Source organism: Flavobacteriales bacterium (assembly GCA_026129465.1).
GTDB lineage: Bacteria > Bacteroidota > Bacteroidia > Flavobacteriales_F > PHOS-HE28 > PHOS-HE28.
In genome coordinates, this window is the sequence record JAHCIA010000001.1 from 3563229 (window position 1) to 3587081 (window position 23853).

General features: G+C 62.6%; 19 protein-coding genes. 6 read left to right on the top strand and 13 right to left on the bottom strand.

The genetic code is table 11. The features are described 5' to 3' along the window. Window positions 1–23 precede the first annotated feature (23 nt). The 6 genes from rpe to KIT10_15090 form a co-directional block, all read right to left on the bottom strand. The gene (gene rpe, locus KIT10_15065; protein ID MCW5900584.1) at window positions 24–671 is read right to left on the bottom strand and encodes a ribulose-phosphate 3-epimerase; all 648 of its coding nucleotides are present in this window, start codon (window positions 669–671) and stop codon (window positions 24–26) included. 101 nt (window positions 672–772) lie between these two features. Then, the gene (locus KIT10_15070; protein ID MCW5900585.1) at window positions 773–1639 is read right to left on the bottom strand and encodes an RNA polymerase sigma factor RpoD/SigA; all 867 of its coding nucleotides are present in this window, start codon (window positions 1637–1639) and stop codon (window positions 773–775) included. 178 nt (window positions 1640–1817) lie between these two features. Next, complete coding sequence (locus tag KIT10_15075) at window positions 1818–4046, bottom strand: polyribonucleotide nucleotidyltransferase (protein ID MCW5900586.1); 2229 nt, start codon at window positions 4044–4046, stop codon at window positions 1818–1820. A gap of 162 nt (window positions 4047–4208) precedes the next feature. After that, the gene (rpsO, locus tag KIT10_15080; GenBank protein MCW5900587.1) at window positions 4209–4478 is read right to left on the bottom strand and encodes a 30S ribosomal protein S15; all 270 of its coding nucleotides are present in this window, start codon (window positions 4476–4478) and stop codon (window positions 4209–4211) included. A 135-nt stretch (window positions 4479–4613) separates the two neighbouring features. Continuing rightward, complete coding sequence (gene accD, locus KIT10_15085; GenBank protein ID MCW5900588.1) at window positions 4614–5459, bottom strand: acetyl-CoA carboxylase, carboxyltransferase subunit beta; 846 nt, start codon at window positions 5457–5459, stop codon at window positions 4614–4616. 130 nt (window positions 5460–5589) lie between these two features. Continuing rightward, entirely contained in the window at window positions 5590–6651 is a 1062-nt protein-coding gene (locus KIT10_15090; protein MCW5900589.1) for a class I fructose-bisphosphate aldolase, read from the bottom strand. Between the two features lie 773 nt (window positions 6652–7424). On the opposite strand from KIT10_15090, the gene KIT10_15095 reads away from it, so the two are divergent. The 6 genes from KIT10_15095 to KIT10_15120 all read left to right on the top strand — a co-directional run bounded on the left by KIT10_15095 (window position 7425) and on the right by KIT10_15120 (window position 12830). After that, complete coding sequence (locus tag KIT10_15095) at window positions 7425–8252, top strand: hypothetical protein (GenBank protein ID MCW5900590.1); 828 nt, start codon at window positions 7425–7427, stop codon at window positions 8250–8252. A gap of 158 nt (window positions 8253–8410) precedes the next feature. Continuing rightward, complete coding sequence (locus KIT10_15100) at window positions 8411–8779, top strand: hypothetical protein (GenBank protein ID MCW5900591.1); 369 nt, start codon at window positions 8411–8413, stop codon at window positions 8777–8779. Window positions 8780–8837: 58 nt separating this feature from the next. Further along, window positions 8838–9038: a hypothetical protein gene (locus KIT10_15105; protein MCW5900592.1), complete on the top strand. Its 201-nt coding sequence runs from the start codon at window positions 8838–8840 to the stop codon at window positions 9036–9038. Between the two features lie 587 nt (window positions 9039–9625). Continuing rightward, window positions 9626–10405, top strand: coding sequence for a T9SS type A sorting domain-containing protein (locus KIT10_15110; protein ID MCW5900593.1), 780 nt, complete (start codon window positions 9626–9628; stop codon window positions 10403–10405). A gap of 46 nt (window positions 10406–10451) precedes the next feature. Beyond that, on the top strand, window positions 10452–11294 hold the full coding sequence (locus KIT10_15115) for a hypothetical protein (GenBank protein MCW5900594.1): 843 nt from the start codon (window positions 10452–10454) through the stop codon (window positions 11292–11294). A 63-nt stretch (window positions 11295–11357) separates the two neighbouring features. Continuing rightward, window positions 11358–12830, top strand: a complete 1473-nt coding sequence (locus KIT10_15120; GenBank protein MCW5900595.1) for a tail fiber domain-containing protein — start codon at window positions 11358–11360, stop codon at window positions 12828–12830. 68 nt (window positions 12831–12898) lie between these two features. Here the strand turns inward: KIT10_15120 and KIT10_15125 are convergent, their stop codons facing one another. From KIT10_15125 to KIT10_15155, 7 genes are all read right to left on the bottom strand, one after another. Then, the gene (locus tag KIT10_15125; protein ID MCW5900596.1) at window positions 12899–15151 is read right to left on the bottom strand and encodes a S46 family peptidase; all 2253 of its coding nucleotides are present in this window, start codon (window positions 15149–15151) and stop codon (window positions 12899–12901) included. Between the two features lie 90 nt (window positions 15152–15241). Continuing rightward, window positions 15242–15778 carry a hypothetical protein gene (locus tag KIT10_15130; GenBank protein ID MCW5900597.1) on the bottom strand — a complete coding sequence of 179 codons (537 nt, stop codon included), beginning with the start codon at window positions 15776–15778 and terminating at the stop codon, window positions 15242–15244. A 59-nt stretch (window positions 15779–15837) separates the two neighbouring features. After that, entirely contained in the window at window positions 15838–17739 is a 1902-nt protein-coding gene (yidC, locus tag KIT10_15135; protein MCW5900598.1) for a membrane protein insertase YidC, read from the bottom strand. A 95-nt stretch (window positions 17740–17834) separates the two neighbouring features. Continuing rightward, a complete protein-coding gene (locus KIT10_15140; GenBank protein MCW5900599.1) occupies window positions 17835–19448 on the bottom strand; it encodes a CTP synthase in 1614 nt (537 codons plus the stop codon). 174 nt (window positions 19449–19622) lie between these two features. Beyond that, window positions 19623–21950, bottom strand: coding sequence for a TonB-dependent receptor (locus tag KIT10_15145; protein ID MCW5900600.1), 2328 nt, complete (start codon window positions 21948–21950; stop codon window positions 19623–19625). 110 nt (window positions 21951–22060) lie between these two features. Further along, window positions 22061–23059, bottom strand: a complete 999-nt coding sequence (holA, locus tag KIT10_15150; protein MCW5900601.1) for a DNA polymerase III subunit delta — start codon at window positions 23057–23059, stop codon at window positions 22061–22063. Between the two features lie 14 nt (window positions 23060–23073). Beyond that, window positions 23074–23847, bottom strand: a complete 774-nt coding sequence (locus KIT10_15155) for an AMP nucleosidase (protein MCW5900602.1) — start codon at window positions 23845–23847, stop codon at window positions 23074–23076. Window positions 23848–23853 lie beyond the last annotated feature (6 nt).

Genomic DNA, 23853 nt, shown 5'->3' on the forward strand with positions numbered 1-23853 from the left:
TCGCATAGGGGGTCCTGTGCTTGTCAGCCCGCCAGCCGTGCCATGGCCGCTGTCGGTTCCGTGGCACCGAACACACTGTTCCCCGCCACCAGCACATCGGCTCCGGTGGCGGCCAGCTGCTTCGCATTGTCCTCACCCACACCGCCGTCGATCTCGATCAAGGCCTTGGAGCCGGTCTTCTCGCGCAGCGCCACCAGCGTCTCGACCTTGGCATAGGTGCGCTCGATGAACTTCTGACCACCGAAGCCGGGGTTCACGCTCATCAAGCACACGATGTCGATGTCGGCGAGCACATCCTCCAACAGGTCCACCCGGGTGTGCGGGTTGATCGCCACACCGGCCTTCATGCCTGCGGCCTTGATGGCCTGGATGCTGCGATGCAGATGCGGGCAGGCCTCGTAGTGAACGGTCAGGTGGTCGGCTCCCGCATCGCGGAAGGCGTTGATGTACTGGTCGGGACGCACGATCATCAGGTGCACATCGAAGGGCTTCTTCGCGTGGCGGCGGATGCTCTTGATCACCGGCAGGCCGAAGCTGATGTTGGGCACGAAGACCCCGTCCATCACGTCGATGTGGTGCCAGGCCGCAGGGCCTTCCTCAATGAGATCAACGGCCTTGCGCAGTTCCGCGAAGTCTGCGGACAGCAGGGAAGGGGCGAGCAGGTGTGGCATGCTTGGCGAAGGTAGCCGCTCACCGAGCTTCCAACCCTCAACCTGCCTGCCGGCAGCCTCCCTGCGGTAGATACGGCGGGCTGATCAACCTCCGGCCATCATCAACCCAGATAGGCCTTCAGAACCCCGCTGCGGCTGGTGTGCTTCATGCGGCGGATGGCCTTCTCCTTGATCTGGCGGACACGTTCCCTGGTGAGGTCGAACTTCTGGCCGATCTCTTCCAGGGTGTGCGGTTGGTTGCCGTTGAGTCCGAAGTACAGCCGGATCACATCGGATTCCCGGCCGGCCAGCACGGACAGCGAACGCTCGATCTCCGTGCGCAGACTGTCGCTCATGAGACTGTCCACCGGATTGGGGATGTCGTCGTTGTGCATCACGTCCATCATGGTGCCGCTGTCGTCCCCATCGCGAAGGGGGGCGTCCATGCTCACATGGCGACCGGTATTGTTCAGGCTGGTCTTCACCTCCTCCAGGGTCATCTCCAGCACTTCGGCCAACTCATGCGCGGTCGGGGGGCGCTCATGCTCCTGCTCCAGTTTGGCGAAAGCCTTGTTGATCTTGTTGATGGAGCCGATCTTGTTGAGTGGCAGGCGCACGATGCGCGCTTGTTCGGCGAGACTCTGCAGGATCTGCTGGCGGATCCACCACACGGCGTAGCTGATGAACTTGAAGCCGCGCGTCTCATCGAAGCGGCTCGCGGCCTTGATCAGTCCGAGGTTCCCTTCGCTGATGAGGTCGGGCAGGCTGAGGCCCTGGCCTTGGTATTGTTTGGCCACGCTCACCACGAAGCGCAGGTTGGCCTTGGCCAGTTGTTCCAGCGCTCCGGTGTCACCTTGCTTGATGCGCCGGGCCAGCTCCACCTCCTCCTGGGCGGTGATGAGTTTCACCTTGCCGATCTCCTGGAGATACTTGTCCAGGGACGGCGTGTCCCGGTTCGTCACCTGCTTGGTGATCTTCAACTGCCTCATCCTTGCCATGCCGAGCTGTTGTGTTTTGCGAAGTGCAGGGCCTTGAACGCCAGGTCATGGTCAAGGTTACCCGCATCCCTTGCGCGGCACGGCGGGCCGGGGAACGGCGCGGCATCCAACGCGGCGAGCCGCCCTGTTGGGGGCGGCTCGCGCAAGGTTTTCCGGCGATGTGCCCGGATCAGTTCTGTTCCGGACCGCGGTCGCGCATGGGGCGGCGCGGACGGTCGTCCCGGTCGCGGCGCTCACGGCGTTCGCCGTTGCCACCCTCCGGGCGGTCCACCCAGCCCTCGGGCTTGGGCAGCAGCACTCGGCGGCTCAGCTTCAGTTTGCCACTGCGCGGATCCTTGCCGGTGACCTGGAATTCGATCACGTCGCCCTCCTTCAACACGTCCTCCACACGGTCGATGCGGCGCCATTCCAGCTCGCTGACATGCAGCAGGCCATCCACGCCGGGCATCACTTCCACGAAGGCGCCATAGGGCATGATGGTCTTCACCTTGCCTTTGTAGTTGGCGCCCACTTCGGCCTGGGGCGGGTTGGCGATGGCGTTCACACGGGCCAGAGCGGCGTCGATGCTCGCCTTGTTCTCGCTCATGATCTCCACCACGCCGCGGCCATCCACCTCGTCGATGCTGATGTGCGCGCCGGTCTCGGCCTGGATCTCCTGGATCACACGGCCACCGGGACCGATCACCGCGCCGATGCTTTCCTTGGGGATCTCGATGGTGATGATCCGTGGGGCGTGCGGCTTGTAGTCCTCACGCGGCTTGTCCAAGGTCTTGAGCATCTCGCCCAGGATGTGCAGGCGGCCTACGCGAGCCTGTTCCAATGCCTGGGCCAGCACCTCGTACGGCAGACCGTCCACCTTCATGTCCATCTGCGTGGCGGTGATGCCCTTGGCGGTGCCACAGATCTTGAAGTCCATGTCGCCGAGAAAGTCCTCGTCGCCCAGGATGTCGCTGAGGATCGCGTGGCGCTTGCCGTCGCTGATCATGCCCATGGCGATGCCGCTCACCGGGGCCTTGATCTTCACACCGGCGTCCATCAGGGCCAGGGTGCCGCTGCACACGGTGGCCATGGAACTGGATCCGTTGCTCTCCAGGATGTCGCAATTCAGGCGGATGGTGTAGGGGTTCTCCGGCAAACCGGGGATGACGGGCTTCAGCGCGCGCAGGGCCAGGTTGCCATGGCCCACCTCTCGCCGGCCGGGTCCCCGGATGGGGCGTACCTCGCCGGTGCTGAAGCTGGGGAAGTTGTAGTGCAGCATGAAGTTCTCGCTGCCCTTCTTCGTGGCCAGATCGATGGTCTGCTCGTCCATGGAACTGCCCAGCGTGAGCAGGTTGATGGCCTGGGTCTCGCCCCGGGTGAAGATGGCGCTGCCGTGCGTGCCGGGCAGGACGTCCACTTCGCTCCAGATCGGGCGGATCTCGTCGGTCCGGCGTCCATCGAGCCGCTTCTGGTGGTCCAGCACCACATTGCGCACGGCCGCTTTCTGGGTCTTCTTGAAATAGCGGGCGAGCATCGCCTTGTCCGCCAGCTCCTCCTCACTGAGGGTGGCCAGGCATTCCTCCTTCACGGTGCCGAACTTCTCGTGGCGCTCGTCCTTGCTGCTGGGCACCATCGCCAGGTCGTAGTAGCGCTGGTAGCAGAAGTCGTGGATCTTTTTCTCGAGATCGGGGTTCTTGTTCTCGTGCTCATAGGTGCGCTTCACCTGGCTCTTGGGCACGGCCGCGCCGAGTTCTTTCAGCACCGCGCAATGCACCTTGATGGCTTCATGGGCGACCTTGATGGCCTCGATCATGTCGGCCTCCTGCACCTCCTTCATCTCACCCTCCACCATGAGGATGTCGCGATCGGTGCCGGCCACGATCAGGTCCATGTCGGCCTCGGCCATCTCTTCCACGCGGGGGTTGACCACGAACCTTCCGCCGATGCGGGCCACGCGCACTTCGCTCACCGGGCCTGCGAAGGGAATGTTGCTCACGGCCAGGGCGGCCGCTGCGGCCAGGCAGGCGATGGCATCGCTGGGGTTCTTCTTGTCGGCGCTCATCAGGGAGATCATCACCTGGGTGTCGCCATGGTAGTCATCTGGGAAGAGCGGCCTGATGGCGCGGTCCACCAGGCGGCTGGTGAGCACCTCGTGGTCGCTGGGTCTCGCTTCACGCTTGAAGAAGCCGCCCGGGAAACGGCCGGCGGCGCTGAATTTCTCGCGGTACTCCACCGTCAGGGGGAGGAAGTCGATGCCCTCGCGGGCTTCTTTGGTGCTCACCACCGTGGCGAGCAGAATGGTATCGCCCAGGCGCACCGTCACGGCGCCGTCGGCCTGTTTGGCCAGTACGCCGGTCTCGATGGTGATGGCCTTTCCATCGCCCAGGTCGATCGTTCTCTTGGTTCCTTCTGGTCTCATCTTCTTGTTCTGTCTTCGTTTGTCCTCTCTTCTACTGTGTCTTCCGCAGCGGGCCTCCCGCGGCGGGGTTATGAAAAAGGGCGATCGTGCTATCACGATCGCCCCCTTATTCGATCAGGATGTGCCCGCAGGTATGGCCGCTGTGGCGGCGTTCCCCATGGCTTATTTGCGCAGACCGAGCTTGCCGATGATGGCCCGGTAGCGTTCGATGTCGTACTTCTTCAGGTAGCCCAGCAGCTGCTTGCGCTTGCCCACCATGGCCATCAGCGCCTTCTCGGTGCCGTGGTCCTTCTTGTTCCGCTTGAGGTGTTCGGTGAGGTGGTCGATCCGCTGGGTGAACAGCGCGATCTGGCTTTCGGCACCACCGGTGTTCTTGGCGTTGCCTCCGTGCTCGGTGAAGATGGCCTCCTTGGCCTCGTTCGTCAGGTACATGGTCGTTGTTAACAGGCCGCGAAGATAGGAACTTATGGATCCCCGGCGTCTGGTGGGCCAGTATCCCTTATGCCTCTGGCCTGCTGCCTTGCCCTTTGCCCATTGGCACTGTGGAATGGCCTGGCGATCATAGGCTTAGCTAAGGAAGAAGCCGAAGAGCTTGGCCAGGGTGGGCTTCAGGTCCTTGCGGGCCACGATCTTGTCCAGGAAGCCGTGGTCCAGCACGAATTCGCTGGTCTGGAAGCCCTCGGGCAGGTCGCGGCCGATGGTCTCACGCACCACGCGGGGGCCGGCGAAGGCCACCAAGGCCTTGGGTTCTGCGATGTTCAGATCGCCGAGCATGGCGAAGCTGGCCGTGACGCCACCGGTGGTGGGGTCGGTGATGATGCTGATGTAGGGCAGTTTCTTGCGGGACAACTGGGCCAGCTTGGCGCTGGTCTTGGCCATCTGCATCAGGCTGAAGCCGGCCTCCATCATGCGGGCACCACCGCTCTTGCTGATGATGACCAAGGGGCACTTGCGCTTCATGGCCCGGTCGGCGGCGATGGCGATCTTCTCGCCCACCACGCTGCCCATGCTGCCGCCGATGAAGCGGAAGTCCATGCAGGCGATCACCACCGGGTGGCCGTCCAGGTTCCCCTCAGCCGCCTTTATCGCATCGTTCAAACCGGTCTCGGCGCGGGTCTTGGCCAGGCGCTCGGTGTACTTCTTCGTGTCCTCGAAGGCCAGCGGGTCGCCGGCGATCAGTTCCGGGGCCAGTTCGGTGTACTTCTGCTCATCGAAGAGGATGGCGAAGTACTTGGCGCTGCCGATCTTCTCGTGGTGGCCGCAGTGGGCGCACACCCACAGGTTGTTCTCGTGGTCGTCGGCGGTCATCACCTCCTTGCACTCCGGGCACTTGTACCAAAGCCCCTCGGGAGTTTCCTTCTTCTCCTCGGTGCTGGTGGTGATGCCTTCCTTGACGCGTGTGAACCAGCCCATGGCGGCGTGTTGGGGGAGCGAAGTTATTTCCTGGGGGAAGTTGGGGCGTTGGAGCTTGGATGTTGAAGGTTGTCCTTGGGGAACGAGCGTCTGCGACCTCCGACCCCTCAACACTTCGACCTCCAACGGTCTATGCTATCGTGACACCCTTGTCCAGATAAACGTCCTGGATGGCGTTGAGCAGCGCCACCCCTTCGGCAATGGGGCGCTGGAAGGCTTTGCGGCCACTGATGAGGCCCTGCCCGCCGGCGCGCTTGTTGATCACCGCCGTGCGCACCGCCTCGGCCAGGTCGCTTGCGCCGCTGCTGGCCCCGCCGCTGTTGATCAGGCCGATGCGGCCCATGTAGCAGTTGGCCACCTGGTAGCGGCACAGGTCGATCGGATGGTCGGTGGTGAGTTCGCTGTAGACCTTTTTGTGCGTCTTGCCGTAACCGCTGAGCGCGTTGTAGCCACCATTCACCTCGGGCAGCTTCTGCTTGATGATGTCCGCCTTGATCGTCACCCCCAGGTGGTTGGCCTGCCCGGTGAGGTCGGCCGCGGTGTGGTGGTCCGTGCCGCCCGTCTTGAAGCCGGGGTTGCGCAGGTAGCACCAGAGGATGGTGGCCATGCCCAGCTCGTGCGCGCGGTCGAAGGCCTCGGCGATCTCGGTGATCTGGCGCGTGCTCTCCGGGCTGCCGAAATAGATGGTGGCGCCCACCGCCACGGCACCCATGTCCCACGCGCTCTCCACCGTGCCGAAGAGCACCTGGTCGAACTTGTTGGGATAGGTCATCAACTCGTTGTGGTTGATCTTGACGATGTAGGGGATCTTGTGGGCGTACTTGCGGGCGCTGGCGGCCAGCACGCCATAGGTGGAGGCCACCGCGTTGCAACCGCCTTCGAGGGCGAGCTTCACGATGTTCTCCGGGTCGAAGTAGGCCGGGTTGGGCGCGAAGCTGGCCCCGGCGCTGTGCTCGATGCCTTGGTCCACCGGCAGGATGCTCAGGTAGCCCGTGCCCCCCAAACGGCCGCTGCCGTAAAGCGTCTGCAAGGCGCGCAACACCTGGGGGCTGCGGTCGCTGGGGCCGAAGCTGCGCTCCACGAAATCAGGGCCCGGCAGGTGCAATTGCTTGCGGGATATGGTGCTGCACTGGTGTTCCAACAGGTTGGCCGCATCGCTGCCCAGCAATGCCGCGATGTCCGCGGTCTTCATCTTCGCCATGGATCGTATCTGGTATGGTGCCGGCCCCTGCGGCCGGCGGGCGCCAAAGGTAGAAAAGGGGGTGGGGCGGGAAGGAAGCCCGGGACAGGTCCTTCGCGCCACCATATGGACCGGGGAAACTCCGCCCATGGAGCAGCCTTGACAGTCCAGCATCGAAGGGATCGCTTTTACAAGTTCGGTCTCGTAAAAAATACCCTGCCCAGGGTATTGTAGAGGGGCTTCTGGCCTGGCTATCCTTGTAAGCTCCTGCTCCACATGTGCCCCACGCTTACAGCACGACCTTATGCCTCTGGCCGCCAAGAATTGTCGGCTTGGGTTCTCCGTTACCTCGACGGTGGCAGCGGTCTCTCTCTCTCTCTCTCTCTCTCTCTCTACAATGACGCGCCACCCCGGCGCAACAAAGAAGCCCCCAGTGTTTGCGCACCGAGGGCTTTGGTCACTCATGTCCCACCAAACTCTGACGTAAGATGAACACAAGCTGAAGCAAAGGTACAGACCCTTGGGGAGCAGGTGCATGGCCCCAAGGGCGCCGGGTACGGCGGGTGGGCCACAGGCCCGCCCGCACGGGCAGGCAGCGCATCCTTGGTGGTGCGCTGTCTACCTTACCCAGGAGCGCCACAACAGAAAGGAGAACAACAATGCTCAAAGCATTCCTTCTTTCCTTGACGATCCTTGCCATCGCTGCGACAGCAACGGCCCAGAACCTGGTGCCCAACCCGAGCTTCGAGGACGCCGTGAATTGCCAAGTGCCTACCCAAAGTACCATGCTGAAGGCCGCCCATTGGCGTAACCCGACCACCAGCACACCCGATGTCTGGGACTGCGATCTGGACCGTATCTGTGGATATGCCATGGATACGGTCGCCCCGGGACCCTTAGGCGCACAAGCCGCTTACGAGGGGTTGCGGTTCGCTGGATGCTATTTGTGGGATGGTCCCGGCAGCATGGTGCGTGAATACGCGATGGTCCGATTGCATGCCCCCCTGGTCGCAGGGCAAGCCTATGAAGTGTCGCTGAGATACTCCCGAGCTGAAGGGTTCGTGTATGCGATGGACCACGTTGGAGCTTGGTTTGGAACGGACAGCCTGCAAGCACTCTCGCCCGGGCGCCTGGATGTTCAGCCGCAGATCAGACTGCGAAGCCCATCGACCAGCCACCTGTTGGAGGAGGATTCGTGGGAACACATCAAGGATACGCTTATAGCAAGCGGAGGTGAACAGTGGTTGGTGATCGGGAACTTCGACCTGGATGAGGATGTGGACGCCGCAATGGCGAACCCGTCAAGTCCCTACCCGAACGCCTACTACTTCTTTGATGATGTGCGGGTCCAACTCCTGACGGGTTCCGGTATCCACGAGGCTTCTCCCTCCGCATGGTGGGATGGGACCGGGTTGAACATGATGGGTCGATACAATGCGACGCAGGTGGAGTACTTCCTGTGGGATGCTTCGGGCAGATTGCTGGAGCATTTCAGCTTGATGCTGCAACAGGGCATGCGGATACCTGTCAATGCTTCGCTTCGTTCCGGCATGTACATCGCGCAGTTCCGGGGGTATGACCTGTCAATGACATTGAGGTTCGTCAAGGAATGAAGGGGTCTTTGAGCGCAACGCTTGAAGACATGAGAAAGTCGATCGTCTCTTTGCTTCTGGGCATCGTTTCTGGAGCCCACGCGCAGAATTGGCTGGATACTGGGAATCCCGGTGTTACACCGGGTACCCACTTCCTTGGGGCGCTCAACAATGCCCCCATGGACATCCGTACGTTCAACGTCCAACGGTTCCGCCTCAACCACACCACCTCTTACACCATCGGCTCCTTCGCCACCCAAGCGAAGAACGGCGCCTTGGGCCTGAGCCCGAACGGCACCTTGTGGGCCAACGGCCCCGGCCCCTTCAGCCTGCTGCACCTGGCCGACGCGGACGACAACGCCCAGCAGTTCGGTTTCCGGGACTGGCAGCGCAACGGCATCACCTTCACGGGCAATGCGGACCAGGGGTACGTGGGCCAGAAACACGGTGATCTGGACTTCGCCGAAATGGTGATCCAATGGAGCGACAACCTCGACGGCATCCCTTTGGGGCGTGGACCGGATGAAGTTCGTTTAGGCAACAATTGACCTTTCGAGTTATCCACCAAGCGCACACGGAATGGATACTTCTACTGCATTCACCATCATGAACGCCCGGCCTGTGCAATGGATCCTTCTCACCGCCGCACCGATGGACCGGTGGACCGCTGGAACGCTGGACCGCTGGACCGCTGGACCGCTGGACCGCTGGACCGCTGGACCGCTGGACCGCTGGACCGCTGGACCGCTGGACCGCTGGACCGCTGGACCGCTGGACCGCTGGACCGCTGGACCGCTGGACCGCTGATCTTCCAACGCCACAAGGTAGCGGCGGCAACCATCCCCGTTCAGACAATAGTGCATCGGCTTTCCACAGCTATCGTTCGGTAACGATACGCGCCGTTGGGGACCGATCCGCGCTGCGCACCAAACAGCGCTTGCGACGGCCCCGGCCCGAAAGCCGCAAAGCAGCAGGGCTGGGGTAAGCACAGATAGAGACACGCTGCTGAAGTGGAGTAGGCAGCGCTCCCGTTCCGAAGGCGGTCTATCTTTCGGATGCCCCACCGCATCCCGCGACGGATGGGGCATTATCTCCAGCGGAAGAGGACCGGAACGATGCTTCCGGCCGATACGAACACGAACACGATGCACACCGCCAGTACATACCTCCGCAAGCATGGATCGCTGCTTGGATCGGCCTTTGTAATGGCGGTTCACTGCACACCTACCACCACGTTCGCCCAAAACCTCGTGCCCAACCCGGGGTTCGAGGAATTCGACATCTGTCAGGCAAATGAATTCGGCGTCAAAGGGCCGCTTTCCTGGTTTCGAATCAATGGAACCCCCGACTACCTGCAAAGCTGTCTGCCTTACGGCCATTTCCAAGGACTGCCCATGAACTTCGTCACCTACCAGGAGCCGTTCGAGGGTGCTTCGTGCGCGGGTATGATCACATACTTACAAAGTGGCTCGATCGAGGGTCGCGAATGGATCATGGTGCCCTTACTGGAACCTTTGGTGGTGGGCCAGACCTACTACGGCAGCTTCCGGGCGAATGCGGCCTTCGGGGGCAACGCACAGCATCCTACGATATGGCTGGCCAACGACAAGGTGGGCATGCGTTTCACCACCACGGCCATGCCTCCTTGGAACGTGGGCGATCCCTACCCCGTCCCTCCGAACCATGCGCACATCATGCACCCGCAGATCCTCTCGGATACAGTGGGCTGGACCTTGGTGAGCGGCAGCTTCGTGGCCGACAGTGCCTACCAGTACGTGATGATCGGGCAGTTCTTCAGCAATGCCCTGACAGATACGCTTCAGTTTTCTCCAGAGGGTATTCCCTGGTACTGGTTGCCGCGCGCATACACCCTGGTGGATGCGGTCTGTGTATCGCCCAGCCCGGAGGGTTGTGATCTAGGGCAAAGTGTGGGTGAGGTGCTGCCAACAGGCCCGGTGCTGTTCCCCAATCCGGCGCATGACCAGTTGGTGGTGGCGCAACGGGACGGAGCTGAAGCGCAGGTGCTGGATGCTGTGGGGCGCCTGCTGTGGCAGGGGCGTATCACGAGTGATCGCTGGGTACTGGAAGTGGGGTCTTGGGCGCGGGGTACATACGTATTGCGCACGGCGCATCGCGACCAAGTGGAATCGTACAAGTTCGTATTGGCCGAATAGGGCGCATCGTTCCGGTCCTTTCGATGAACCGAAAACACGAAAGGACATGAGAACGAACGACTTCTTGAAGCACCTGATACTGGGTGCGCTGTTGCTCACCACCGGCAAGGTGGCGGGGCAAGTGACTACTGCCAATAACGTGGCTAACGCCGGAACCGATTTCCTGGGTTGGGACAACACCTTTCCGGCCAACAATTTCCCGCTGCGGGTGCGGCATGATCTGAACCAGCCGATCGAGTTCTACACGCACAACATCCAACGGATGCGGTTGAACCATACGGTGACCTACACGCTGGGCTCTTTTGCCACACCAGCGGCGGACGGCTACCTGGGGCTGAGTCCGAACAACAGCCTGTGGCCCACCAACAAGGGCCCCTTCAGCCGCTTGCACCTGCACGATGGCAGTTCATCGCCACTGGAGCAGGTCTACCGGCCGTGGATGGACAACGGCATCACCTTCACCACCAACAACGACCAGATGTACATCGGACACAAGGTGGAGGAAGGTGATGACCAGACCTCGGCCGTGATCCAATGGGCGGACAACGATGGCGCACCGGCAGGTCCGGACGTGTTGAAGTTCCTTTTCGCCGCCGGATATTCAGGAGGCAACTACAATGTGAGCGGGCTGCATGGCCGGGAGATCGCCCGCATGCATCCGGCCGGCTTCTTTGGCGTGGGAGATTGGCAGTTGCAAGGCCTGCAACCCACCGAACGCGTGGACCTGCTCAATGGCCGCCTGCGCATCCGGCAATTGCCCACATCCGCTCCCATGGACACGCTGAACCGCTTCATGGTGGTGGACCAAACGGGCGTGGTGCATTGGCGCAACATTCCGCCGGGCACTTTGGGTTGCGAGTGGGACCAGGTGATCGGCCCCAACCACTAGCGCACGGCCTGGGCCGGCGCGCCCGGCGGTTGCCCCGGGGAAACCAGCCGGGTGGGCATCGGCATGGACACCACGCCTGGTGGCAAGCTGCATGTGCTGGCCACGCCAGGCAGCGAAGCGGCCACGGCGTTGCTTGTGAACCAACAGGGTACCACAGGCACCACCTACGGCCTTGATGTGACGAATAATGAACCTTCGCTGGGATTCAACCCGGGTATCGCATATGGCATACGCTCCAGGGTGAAGAATGCCGCCATCGCCTATGGTGTGCATAGCTCGGTGAGCAATACATCAGGGCAGAGCGGAACGAACAGGATGTGGGGTGTTTACACCTATAGCCATGCCTTCAGTCCAGCCATTGGGGCCGGAGGCGTCTATGGGGGAGTGGCCGCTGCGGCCAATGCGAGTGTGAACGAAATTCTCGGGGGGCAGTTCCGCATCGAAATGGGACCTGGCAATGCACATGGCACCGTACGAGGTGTGGACGCGAAAATTGTCCCCAGTAGCAGTACCGCCACCACGGTCCATGGTGGATATTTCGAGGCGGCCAAGGGAACGACCGGGACCTACGGCGTTCAAGCCCTCGCGCTTGGCGCCGGTGTGGGCCAAAGTTGCGGCGTGCTTGCATCAGGCAACCAAGCTGGATCGTTCAACTATGGGGTGATGGCTTCCAGTTCGAGCATTGTCCAGGGATCCACCAACTACGCGGTACATGCAAGGGTCTCAGGAGGTACAGGAACACGCTACGGCGTTTATGCCCAAGCTCCTGTGGACGCCAACAGTTACGCGGGTTACTTCAACGGAGATGTTCACGTGACGGGGACCGGCTACCATCCTGGCGGTGTGTGGACGCCTTCCGATGCGGAGCTGAAAACGGGTGTGGAAGATCTTCAAGGGGCCAGTGCGACCCTGGCACAGCTCACACCCAAGACCTACCACTACTTGGCGCAAGAACACTTGAGCGCCGCTTTACCTGAGGGTATACAAGCTGGCTTGATGGCCCAGGACCTTCAGGATGTCCTGCCCCAGTTGGTCCGGGACATCAGCATTCCGGCATTGCTGGATACCCTTGGTGTTGAACTCTCGCCGGCCGAAACGATCAAGGCCATCAACTACACGGGCCTGGTGCCGTATTTGATCGCGGCGTTCAATGAGCAACAGAAACGACTCGACCAGCTTGAAGAGTCCTTGGCCGCCTGCTGCGCCCAGGACACCGACAAGTCCTACCAGCCCGGGCCGATGGACGGCTACGGCCAGGTGAAGCAGGACCCCGCCCTGGAGCGTTGGCTGCGCATCGATCCCAACCCCTTCACCGACGCCACCACCGTGCGCTACACGCTGGAACACGCGGGCCGCGTGCAACTGCTGGTGAACAGCGGCGACGGCAAACAACTCCAGGTGCTGCATGAGCGCCTGGCCTCGGCGGGAGACCACAGCTATGATTGGAATACCGCGCACCTGGCACCGGGCGTGTACTACGTGACGCTGCTGCTCGATGGTGAGCCGCTGGTGAAGCGGGCGGTGAAGGTGCGGTAGCGATCAGCGTCTGGACCAACAAGAACGGCGGCCGGCGGGCCGCCGTTCTTGTTCCGCAAGTGATGCGGTCACTTCCGCGCGGGGCTCTTGGCCGGCTTGGTGGGCACCACGGCCTCCTCCACCTTCACGGGCTCGGGGGCCTTGCGCTCCACCACGGTCATCTCATCCACCAGGTGTTTGGCACCGGCGAACTTGTCGATGGTCCACAGCACGTAGCGCATGTCCACGCTGATGGTGCGCTGCAGGTCGGGCTCGAAGGCGATGTCGCCGCTCATGGCCTCCCAGTTGCCGTCGAAGGCGATGCCGATGAGTTCGCCGTTGCCATTGATCACCGGGCTGCCGCTGTTGCCACCGGTGATGTCGTTGGCGCTGATGAAGCCGATGATCAGGTCGCCGTTGGCATCGGCGTAGCGGCCGAAGTCCTTGGCCAGCAGCAATTCCTTCTGCCGCGCGGGCACGATGAACTCCTCGTTGGTGGGGTCCTCCTTCTCCAGGATGCCGCGGTGGGTGGTGACATGCTTGTACCACATGCCGTCGGCGGGGAAGTAGCTGCCCACCTTGCCGTAGGTAAGGCGCGGGGTGCTGTTGGCGTTGGGGTACCACATGCGTGCGGGGTCCTTTTCGCGCATGGCGGCCACCATCAGGCGGTAGCCGCGTTCGGTGTCGGCTTCGCTGGCGGCCATGGCGGGGCCGAGGATGTTCCGGAAGTGGTTGATGCAGCCCTCCATGGCCTGCACGCCCAGGTCCTTCTCCATGGCCTTGCGCGTGGGCTTGGCCAGGAAGGCGTCCAGCTTCTTGCGGTCCACCAGCATGCTGGTGCTGAAGACGGCCTTGGCCCAGGCGTCGAAGTTCCCCTTGTATTTCTTGGCGATGTCGCGCACCACGGCGGGCTGCAGGTCCTGCTCCACATCCTGGGAGATCATGCGGAACATGGCGGCGGTGATGCGCTGGTCGGTGGCGGCGTCGTAGTCCTTGAAGAAGCCATCGGCGGCCGCCTGCGTGCGGGCCACCATGGCGGATACGGCGGCGGCGTTCTTCTCATCGGTGCGCAGCTGGTTCAGCAGGCCGTAGGAACGGAAGCCCATCAGCACCATCTCACTTCCGAAGGCGGCCTCCTGCATGTAAGTGCTGGCGCGCTCGAACTTGCTGCGCTCGGCATAGCCGTGGCGCAGCAGTTCCATCATCTCGCCGTACTTCGCCTTGCGTGCGGGATCGGCATCCACCCAGGCCATGAGTTCCGCTTCCTGCTTGCGCTTCTTGTCCTCCACGCGCAGGCGCTTCAGCCCGCGCTGCTGGCCGATGAAATACTTCCAGTAGTTGCTCACCTGGGCGTACTTGGCGGCGTACTTGATGCGCACCTCGTCGCTGGCGTCCATGTGCTCCTTCATGATGTCCAGCTTCGCGCCGCGGATCTTCACCCGGCTGGGCTGGTCGATGTCCAGGGCCAGCTTCACGCCGTGGCTGCTGAGAAAGCGGTCCGTGCTGCCGGGGAAGCCGATGACCATGGCGATGTCGCCTTCCTCCACACCGGCGATGCTCACCGGGAAGAAGTGCTTGGGCTTCAGCGGCACGTTGCTGTCGCTGCGGTCGGCGGGCTCGCCATCCGCACCGGCGTAAACGCGGAACATGGCGAAGTCGCCCGTATGGCGCGGCCACATCCAGTTGTCCGTATCGCCGCCGAATTTGCCGATGGCGTTGGGCGGGGTGCCCACCAGGCGCACGTCGCGGTAGGTCTTGTAGGTGTAGAGGTAGAATTCATTGCCCTCGTACATCACTTTGAAGTCGGTGCTGAGGCCGTTGCCCTTGGGCGCTTCAGCCCGCAGGCGCATGCCCACCTCCTGCACCTTGGCGCTGCGCTCCTCCTCGGCCATGCCGTCGTTCAGCTCGGCCAGCACCTGCGCGGTCACATCATCGATGCGTTGCAGGAAACTCACGCCGAAGTCCACCGGCAATTCATCCTGGCGCGTCTTGGCCCAGAAGCCATCGGTGAGGTAGTCGTTCGCCACGCTGCTCAGGGCCTGCACCGCGCTGTACCCGCAGTGGTGGTTGGTGAGGAAGAGACCTTCGGCGCTCACCATCTCGCCGGTGCAGAAACCGCCACCCAGGCGCACCACGGCGTCCTTCAGGCTGCTTTCGTTGATGTTGTAGATGTCGTCGGCGGTGAGCTTCAGGCCCATGCGGCGCATGTCCGCCTCGTTGATGGCCTTGAGCTTGTCCAGCAGCCACATGCCCTCCTGGGCGCTGGCGGCAAGGGTGATCAGCGCCGCGAACGTCAGCGCGAGGGAACGGAATTTCATCATGGTCTTCAGGGGCTTTTTCAAGGGAGCGCAAATGTAACAGCCTGGCCTTGACCGTCATGTGCCGGGGAGCGGCGCAGCTGGGTCGAACGGGTGGGCCGCTGACGGACAGGGTCAGTGGTCGGCGGGCACGGGCCGCCAGGCGGCCGGTAGAAGCTCCTCCTCCAAGTAGCTGGTCAATGTCTTGAAGCCCGGCGGAGCACCCACGCGGCCCAGGACCTGCTTGCTCCTGCCGCTGGCCGAAACGCGGATGATGGTGCTGGGCAGGTCGGTCACCTGGCTGTCATACACATCGTCGAATTGGAAGAAGCCCAGTTCCTTGGCGCGGGCCACGGCGCGTTCGATGCGGTCCACCGGGATGCGCGCTTCGTGGCGGCCCAGCTGCTCCACATGCACCACGCCTTCGTAGGTGGCGAAGCCGCTGCGGTACACGTTGAAGCGGTAGGCCGGGCACATGCCGAAGCAGGGTGTGCGCTCCAGCGAGATCACCAGGGAATCGCCCGGCTGTGGGCCACCGAGCTGGCGGCTGTCCTGGGTGCCGCCATTGGACGATGCGGTACCGCCATCATCCCGGGAGTTCGCTTGTTGGTTCTTGCAGGCCACGGCCAGCAGCGTGGCGGTGAGCAGGGGCAGGATCATGTCGCGTGTCATGGGGTTCGGCGGTCTTGGGCCATCGCCGTGCCAAAGCTACCCTGCTTGGACCGGTCCGGTCAGCGGCGGCCCCGGTTGCGCTGGGTCTGCTGCTGTTGCTTCTGCATATCCTCCAGGCGCTGCTGCCAGCGGCTCTTCTTCTTGGGCGTCTTCATGTTCAGCAGCAGCTGCGCACGGATCTTCTCCTCGTCGATGAACCAGCGCTTGAACACGGTCATCTGCAGAATGCTGATGACGTTGGCCAGCAGGTAGTAGTAGCTGAGGCCCGCGCTGAAGTTGTTCAGGAAGAAGAGCATCATGATCGGGAACATCCAGATCAGGATCTTCATGCTGGGCATGCCCTGCTGGGTGGGCATCTGGTTCTGGTTGATCAGCGAGTAGACGATGGTGCTGGCGGCCATCAGCAGCGTGAAGAGGCTTACGTGGTCGCCGTACATGGGAATGGTGAAGGGCAGGTCCAGCACGCTGTCGTAGCTGCTGAGGTCGTCGGCCCAGAGGAACTTCTCTTGCCGCAGTTCGATGCTGCTGGGGAAGAAGCGGAACATGGCGTAGAGCACCGGCAACTGGATGAGCATGGGCACGCATCCGCTGGCGGGATTCACGCCGGCCTTGCGGTAGAGGTCCATGGTGGCCTGCTGCTTTTTCAGCGCGTCGCCGTCCTTGAACTTGGCGGTGATGGTCTCCATCTCCGGCTTCAGCACCCGCATCTTGGCGCTGGCCACCAGGTTCTTGTAGGTCAGCGGCATCAGCAGCAGCTTGATGGCCAGGGTGAGCACCAGGATGATGATGCCGTAGCTGAGGTCGAACTGGTTGAGGAAGTTGAAGATGGGGATGACCAGCCAGCGGTTCATCCAGCCGAAGATGCCCCAGCCCAGGTCGATCACCTTGTGCAATTCCTCCACCTCGGTGCGGCGCAGGGTGCCGTAGTGGTTGGGCCCGAGGTAGAAGCGCATGGCCAGCGCGGGATCCGCCTCGGCCTTCTTGTCGAAGTAGAGCTTCGCCTTGAAACGCTTGGTGTGCGTCTCGGACTCGAGCGGTTCGATGGAGATGGTGGATCCGCTGCTGGCGAAGCCTTCCTCGCTTACCATGGCCACCGTGAAGAAATCCTGCTTGAAGGCCACCCAATTGGTGCGGCCCTTCAATTCCTTTTCCTCCTCGCCGGTCTCGCTCAGGTAGTCGCGTTTGTCGCCGAAGTACTTGAAGTACACGCTGCTCTTTTGCAACTCGTTGGGCAGGTGCTTTTCGTTGTTGAGGCCTGTGATGTCCCAGCGGAAGAAAAGGCTGCGTACGTCCACCACTCCGGCCAGTCCGGTGAAGGCCGCGCGCACGTCCATGAAGTAGGTGGTGCTATCCAGCGTGTAGGTCACCTCCAGGCGCCGGCCGTCGGCGTCGGTGGGGGCGATCAGGCGCACGGCGTCGGGGCCGATGCGTTCGGCCTGGAAGTGCAGGTCCCGTGTGCTGATGTCGGCGTTGCCGGCGAAGAAGCGGAACTCGTAGGTGCCGGAATCGGGATCGGCGAGGAAGAGCGGCGTGCCGTGGTAGGTGCTGTACTCCTTCAGGCGCATCACCACGGGCCTGGCGCCGTGGGTGCTGATGCTCACCTGGAGGCGCTCGTTCTCAATGGTGACCATTTCGCCGGTGCCTTCGGCGGCGGGAGCGAAGGGGCCGAAGCGCTGTTTGATGGCGGCGTTACGGAGACTGTCGGCCAGCCAGGCGTCGGCGGCGGACAGCAGGTCATCCTCGGCGGATGTCACCGTGGCGGCTTCCACCACGGCTTCGGCGCGGCCGCTCTCCACTTCACGCACCGCCTCGCGCTCGCGCTCTTCGATGGTCAAGGCCGCCAGGCTGTCCTGCTGACGTTGGAGCCGGGCCTGCTCCTCCGCACTCGGCAGGGTGTACCAGGTGTACGCACCCAGGATCACGGCGATGAGGACGAAGCCGATGGCGGAGTTGCGGTCCATGTGCGGTTGCGCGGCGAAGGGCGGCAAAGATATCCGGCGGGAGGGATGCGCATGTGCCCATGTGGGCACATGCTAGACCGTGGTAGCGAATGGGTTCAGATCGTGCCCGCCTTCATCACCGCCTCCACGAAGCCCACGAAGAGCGGGTGCGGCCGGGCCACCGTGCTGCGGTACTCGGGGTGGAATTGCACACCCACGAACCAGGGGTGGTCCTTGAGTTCAACGATCTCCACCAGCTTGCCCTTGGGGTTGATGCCGCTGGCCTTCATGCCGGCCTTCTGGTAGCGGTCCAGGTAGCCGTTGTTGAATTCGTAGCGGTGGCGGTGCCGCTCGCTGATGTCCTTCCGGCCGTAGATCCTGGCGGCGAGGCTGCCTTCGGCCAGCTTGCAGGGGTAGGCGCCCAAGCGCATGGTGCCGCCCTTGTCGGCCACCTGCTTCTGCTCTTCCATCAGGTCGATCACCGGGTGCCTGGTCTCGGGGTCCATTTCGGTGCTGTTGGCACTGTCCAGCCCCAGCACATGGCGGCCGAATTCGATCACGGCGCACTGCATGCCCAGGCAGATGCCGAAGAAGGGGATGCCGTTCTCACGGGCGTGCCGGATCGCTTCGATCTTGCCCTCGATGCCACGGTGGCCGAAACCCGGTGCCACCACGATGCCACCCAGCCCGGCGAGTTGCCTGGCCACGTTCTTCGCGTTGATCTTCTCGCTGTGCACCCACTTGATCCGCACGCGGGTCTCGTTGGCGGCGCCGGCATGTTCCAGGGCTTCCTTGATGCTCTTGTAGGCGTCGTGCAGTTCCACGTACTTGCCCACCAGGCCGATCTGCACCTCGCCCTTGGGCTCCTTGTACCGGCGCAGGAAATCCTTCCACGTCGTCAGGTCCGCCTCCGGGTATTTGTCGAGGCCGAGTCTGCGCAGCACCACCAGGTCCAGTCCTTCCTCCTGCATCAGCAGGGGCACATCGTAGATGGTGTCGGCGTCGCGGCTTTCGATCACAGCCTGCGGCTCCACGTTGCAGAAAAGGGCGATCTTCTCCTTCATGCCCTTCTGCATGGGCTGCTCGGTGCGGCACACCAGCACATCGGGCTGCACGCCCAGGCTCAGAAGCTCCTTCACGCTGTGCTGCGTGGGCTTGGTCTTCAATTCGCCTGTGGTGCGCAGGAAGGGCAGCAGGGTGAGGTGGATGGCCACGCAATCGCGGCCTTTCTCCCACTTCAATTGTCGGATGGCTTCCACGTAGGGCAGGCTCTCGATGTCGCCCACGGTGCCACCCACCTCGGTGATGACGAAGTCGTAGATCCCCTTGCGGCCCAGCGCCTGGATGCTGCGCTTGATCTCGTCGGTGATGTGCGGGATCACCTGCACGGTCTTGCCGAGGTATTCGCCGCGCCGCTCCTTGGTGATGACGTTCTGGTAGATGCGGCCGGTGGTGATGTTGTTGGCCTGGCTGGTGGGCACGTCCAGGAAACGCTCGTAGTGGCCCAGGTCCAGGTCGGTCTCGGCGCCGTCCTCGGTCACATAGCATTCCCCATGCTCGTAGGGGTTCAGCGTGCCGGGGTCGACGTTGATGTAGGGGTCGAGCTTCTGGATGGTGACCGTGAAGCCGCGTGCCTGCAGCAGTTTGGCCAGGCTGGCGCTGATGATGCCCTTGCCCAGCGAGGAGGTCACACCCCCGGTAACGAAAATGTACTTGGTGGAACCCGTCATCGCCTGGTGGGAACGCCGCTTTGCAGTCCGGCGATCACGGGGTGTAAAGGTAGCGGAAAGGTTGACCCGGGAGGCTGAGGGGTTGGATGTTGGAGGTTCGCGTGGGTGACACCGACAGCAGGATGCCCCCCAACGCCTCGACCGCCTAAGTCTTCAACCTCCAACAGCCTCGCCTCAGAACTTGTAACTCACCCCCACGCTGGGCAGCAGGGGCAGTTGGTCCACGCGTTCGAAACGGACGCGGTCGAAGTAGAAGATGTTCTGGCGGTCGTAGGAATTGGTCACGCTGATGTCCAACTCAAGCATCTTGTGCTCGTCGAACTTCCACTGGCGGGTGAGGCCCAGGTCCAGGCGGTGGTAGTCGGGCAGGCGGCCCTGGTTCAGCGGACCGAAGATGGTGGCCAGGTCGGCGTTGCTGGTGACGATGTCCGTGTTGATGTCGCCGTTGAAGGGGATGCTGCCATAGAAACCGGCGGTCTGCGTGAAGGGGAAGCCCGAGCCGTAGTTCCAGCGGATGTTGGCGCGCCAGGCCTCGAACTTGCCGAAGGAGCGGCTCAGCACCAGGTTCACATTGTGGCGGCGGTCCCAGATGGGATTGTACTCCTGGATGCCATCGAAGCGGTCCACGAAGGTGTAGCTGTAGACGGCCCAGATGAAGGTGGGGCCCTTCTCATATTTCAGTTGCAGGTCGGCTCCGTAGGCCTGGCCGGTCTCCACCACGAAATCCTTCTTCAGTTCGTCGGGCTTGTCGGCGAACTCGGGTGTATCGTTGAAGAGCTTGTTGCGGTTCAGGTTGGTCACCTGCCGGAAGTCCTTGTAGTACACCTCGAAATTGGCCGTTAGTTCGGTGGTGAGGTCGTACTCCACGCCGCCCACGTAATGGTTGGCGCGCTGCAGGGGGTCCTTCACCTCGCGGGTGCTGCCGTCGCGCAGGGTGATGTTGCGCGGCAGGTTGTCCGGTGCGGAGAGGAAGCCATAGAAGAGGTTCACCACATCGCGGTCGCTGTTGGCGGCCACCAGGTTCTGGCTGTAGCGGCCACCGGCCAGCTTGAAGCGGAAGTCTTCGGTGATGTTCCACTTGAAGCCCAGGCGTGGTTCCAGGTTCATCACCGAGAGCGAGGCGTAGTAATGCACCCGAAGCCCGGGATCGATGATCACCTTGTCCAGCTTCTTCTTGTAGTTGATGTATCCGGCGATCTCCGTGGTGTTCTGCTCCTGCTGGTAGGGGCGGCCCAGGGCGTTGAAGAACTGGAAGTTGGTGCGGAAACCCAACAGCTCCACCCCATAGCGGGCCTCGTCGTCGCCGTTGAAGAGCTTGAAGTTGAGGCCACCATTGAATCCGGCGATCTCGCTCATGCGCGGTTCCAGCTCGGCTTCCCGCAGTTCGATCGTGTAGTTGCTCAGGGAGAAGACCCCGTCGATGAGCACCGCCGACCCGGAGGGCACCAGCACGAAGCTGCTGCCCGCGCCCCAGTTGTTCCAGCCCAGGTCGCTCACGCCCTGGTAGTTCACGCCATCGCTGAAGTTGAAACCGAACAGGTTGAATTTGCTGCCGTTGGCGCCGTTGAAGGAGATCTTGCCGTAGAGGTCCGTGAAATAGAAGGGCAGGCCCGCCGTGTCCACGAAGCTGTAGAGCACCTTGCTGCTCTGGTCCAGGTAGCTGTGGCGCATGTTCAGCAGGAAACTGGAGCTGGAGGCTCCCGGTTCCGATTGTTTCTTGATCGGACCCTCCAGCAGGGCCTTGGCGGCGAAGGTGCTCGCGCCCACCTTCCCGCTGAGCCGGGTCTTGTTGCCATCGCGCGAGGTGATGTCCATGACGGAACTCACCCGCCCGCCATGTTCGGCGTTGAAGCCGGCGGTGTAGATGTCCGCGTTGCGGATGATGTCGTTGTCGAACACGCTGAACAGGCCGATGCTGTGGAAAGGGTTGTACAGCACCATGCCATCCAGCATCACCTTGTTCATGATGGGCGAACCGCCGCGCACGTAGAGCTGGCCGCCCTGGTCGCCCGTGAAGATCACCCCCGGCACCACCTGGAGGTATTGGGCCAGGTCGGCCTCGCCCCCGATGGCCGGCAGGCGTTCGATCTGGCGGGGCGTGAGTTTGGTGACGCCCATGCGCACCTGTGTCTGGGCCTCCTGCTTCTCGCCGGTCACCTCGAATTCCTTCATCTGGATGGCGCGCCGGCTGATGAAGAGCTTTTCGGTGACGATCTGGTCGCGCGCCACATTAACGGTCTTCTCCAGGGTGTCGTAGCCCAGGTAGGTCACCATCAAGGTGTAGCTGCCCGGTTGCAGGCGGGTGATGGAGAAGTAGCCGTTCACATCGGTGGCCGCCCCGATGGTGGTGCCCTTCACGATCACGTTGGTGAAGATGATGGGTTCCCCGTTCCCCTTGTCGTAGACGAAGCCGCGGATGGTGCCCGTCTGGGCCATCAGGCCGGTGTGCAGGATGAGGAAGAAGAAGGGGAGGAGGAGCTTGCGCGAAGCGGTCGCCATCATGGGGTTTCCTTGCAGGGGGCGCTAAGGTAGAGGAAGGGTCCGGACGCGGAAGGGACCGATGGATGGACGGGGAGCACCTTATCCCGATCCTTGTGATCCCGTGGCGTGGATCACTCCATCACGCGGGCGAGCAGTTCGCGCAGCACTTCACCGCGGTCGCCATCGCCTCCCAGGCCCTTCACACGCATGTCGCACTGCCGCAGCAGATGCTGGGCCTTCACCACCTGGGACAGGTTGTAGTTGCGGGCGTGGGCCTGGTAGTCGCGCACGAAGAAGGGTGAGACCTTCATGGCCTCGGCCAGCGCCTGCTGCCCGGCGTCCTTCATCTGCACGGCGATGGCCAGCTTGGTGAAGTAGCCGTTGAGGAAACCCATGGTCATCTCGATGGGGTGGTCCTTGGGCGATGCGGCGAAGTATTGCGCGATGCGTTGTGCCCGCAGGGCGTCCCGTGTGCCGATGGCCTGTTGCAGCTCGAAGACGTTGTGGTCCTTGCTGATGCCCACGAAACGTTGGATCGCGTCCGCATCGATGGCGCCGTTCTCCTCGGTCACCAGGCAGAGTTTCTCCACTTCCTTCACGGCCTTGGCCAGGTCCGATCCCAGGTGGTCGGCCAGCAATTGCGCTTCCCGGCCGGCCAGTTTCCGCTTCTGCTTCTTGGCGATCTTCACCAGGAAGTCGGGCACCTTGTCCTCCCGCACCTTTTCGCTGACGAAGACCGTTCCGCCGCCCTTCTGCACGCTCTTGATCACGCTGCGGCGGCCGTCCACCTTCTTGTGCCGGTGCACCAGCAGCAGCACGGTGGTGGGGGTGGGCTTCAGCAGGTAGGGCACCAGCTTCTCGATCTCGTCGATGCGCCAGGTCTGCAACTCACGCACCACCACCAGTTGGCGTTCGGCCATCATGGGGTAGCGCTTGCAGGCATCGATCACCAGCGCGTGGTCCACGTCGCGGCCATAGAGTATGGTCTGGTTGAAATCCCGTTCCTCGGGCGCCAGGGTGTTATGCTCCACGGCTTCGGCCAGCACGTCGATGAAGAAGGACTCCTCGCCATGTAGCAGGTACACCGGTGCGAACTGGCCGCCACGCACCCCCTCGAGGATGCGCTTCATGTCCTCGAAGGCGCTCATTCGTAGCGCAGGTGTTTCACCGAACGGCCGTGGGCGCTGATCTCGCGCATGGAGGCGATCCCCAGGCGCACGTGCATGTCCACGAAGGAGCCGGTGACCTTCGCGTCGCTGTCGCTGGTCTTCACGCCCTCGGGCACCATGGGTTGGTCGCTCACCAGCAGCAGCGCGCCGGTGGGAATGCTGTTGGCGAAGCCGGTCATGAAAAGGGTGGCCGTTTCCATGTCGATGGCCATGCAACGCAGGGTGCGGAGCTTTTCCTTGAAAGCGTCGTCGTGCTCCCACACGCGGCGGTTGGTGGTGTACACCGTGCCGCTCCAATAGTCCAGTTCCATGTCGCGGATCACGTGGCTCACGGCCCGGTGGATCATGAAGCTGGGCAGGGCGGGCACCTCCGGCGGGAAGTAGTCGTCGCTGGTGCCTTCACCGCGGATGGCCGCGATCGGAAGGATCAGGTCGCCGAGTTGGTTCTTGCGTTTCAGGCCACCGCATTTCCCCAGGAAGAGCACGGCCTTGGGCGTGATGGCGCTGAGCAGGTCCATCAACGTGGCCGCGTTGGCACTGCCCATGCCGAAGTTGATCATCACCATGTCCTCGGCCACCGCCACCTTCATGGCCTTGTCCCGCGCGTGCACCTTGCCGCCGGTCTGCTGGCAGAAGAGGTCCAGGTAGTTGTCGAAGTTGGTGAGCAGCACGTAGGGGCTGAAGTCGCCCAACTCCAGGCCGGTGTAGCGGGGCAGCCAATTGGAGACGATATCCTGTTTGGTGCGCAATTTTGT

Coding starts and splice junctions, on each gene's coding strand:
- rpe (MCW5900584.1), bottom strand. CDS start 671: ATGCCACACCTGCTCGCCCCTTCCCTGCTGTCCGCAGACTTCGCGGAA.
- KIT10_15070 (MCW5900585.1), bottom strand. CDS start 1,639: ATGAGGCAGTTGAAGATCACCAAGCAGGTGACGAACCGGGACACGCCG.
- KIT10_15075 (MCW5900586.1), bottom strand. CDS start 4,046: ATGAGACCAGAAGGAACCAAGAGAACGATCGACCTGGGCGATGGAAAG.
- rpsO (MCW5900587.1), bottom strand. CDS start 4,478: ATGTACCTGACGAACGAGGCCAAGGAGGCCATCTTCACCGAGCACGGA.
- accD (MCW5900588.1), bottom strand. CDS start 5,459: ATGGGCTGGTTCACACGCGTCAAGGAAGGCATCACCACCAGCACCGAG.
- KIT10_15090 (MCW5900589.1), bottom strand. CDS start 6,651: ATGAAGACCGCGGACATCGCGGCATTGCTGGGCAGCGATGCGGCCAAC.
- KIT10_15095 (MCW5900590.1), top strand. CDS start 7,425: ATGCTGAAGGCCGCCCATTGGCGTAACCCGACCACCAGCACACCCGAT.
- KIT10_15100 (MCW5900591.1), top strand. CDS start 8,411: ATGGACATCCGTACGTTCAACGTCCAACGGTTCCGCCTCAACCACACC.
- KIT10_15105 (MCW5900592.1), top strand. CDS start 8,838: ATGAACGCCCGGCCTGTGCAATGGATCCTTCTCACCGCCGCACCGATG.
- KIT10_15110 (MCW5900593.1), top strand. CDS start 9,626: ATGAACTTCGTCACCTACCAGGAGCCGTTCGAGGGTGCTTCGTGCGCG.
- KIT10_15115 (MCW5900594.1), top strand. CDS start 10,452: ATGAGAACGAACGACTTCTTGAAGCACCTGATACTGGGTGCGCTGTTG.
- KIT10_15120 (MCW5900595.1), top strand. CDS start 11,358: ATGGACACCACGCCTGGTGGCAAGCTGCATGTGCTGGCCACGCCAGGC.
- KIT10_15130 (MCW5900597.1), bottom strand. CDS start 15,778: ATGACACGCGACATGATCCTGCCCCTGCTCACCGCCACGCTGCTGGCC.
- yidC (MCW5900598.1), bottom strand. CDS start 17,739: ATGGACCGCAACTCCGCCATCGGCTTCGTCCTCATCGCCGTGATCCTG.
- KIT10_15140 (MCW5900599.1), bottom strand. CDS start 19,448: ATGACGGGTTCCACCAAGTACATTTTCGTTACCGGGGGTGTGACCTCC.
- KIT10_15145 (MCW5900600.1), bottom strand. CDS start 21,950: ATGATGGCGACCGCTTCGCGCAAGCTCCTCCTCCCCTTCTTCTTCCTC.
- holA (MCW5900601.1), bottom strand. CDS start 23,059: ATGAAGCGCATCCTCGAGGGGGTGCGTGGCGGCCAGTTCGCACCGGTG.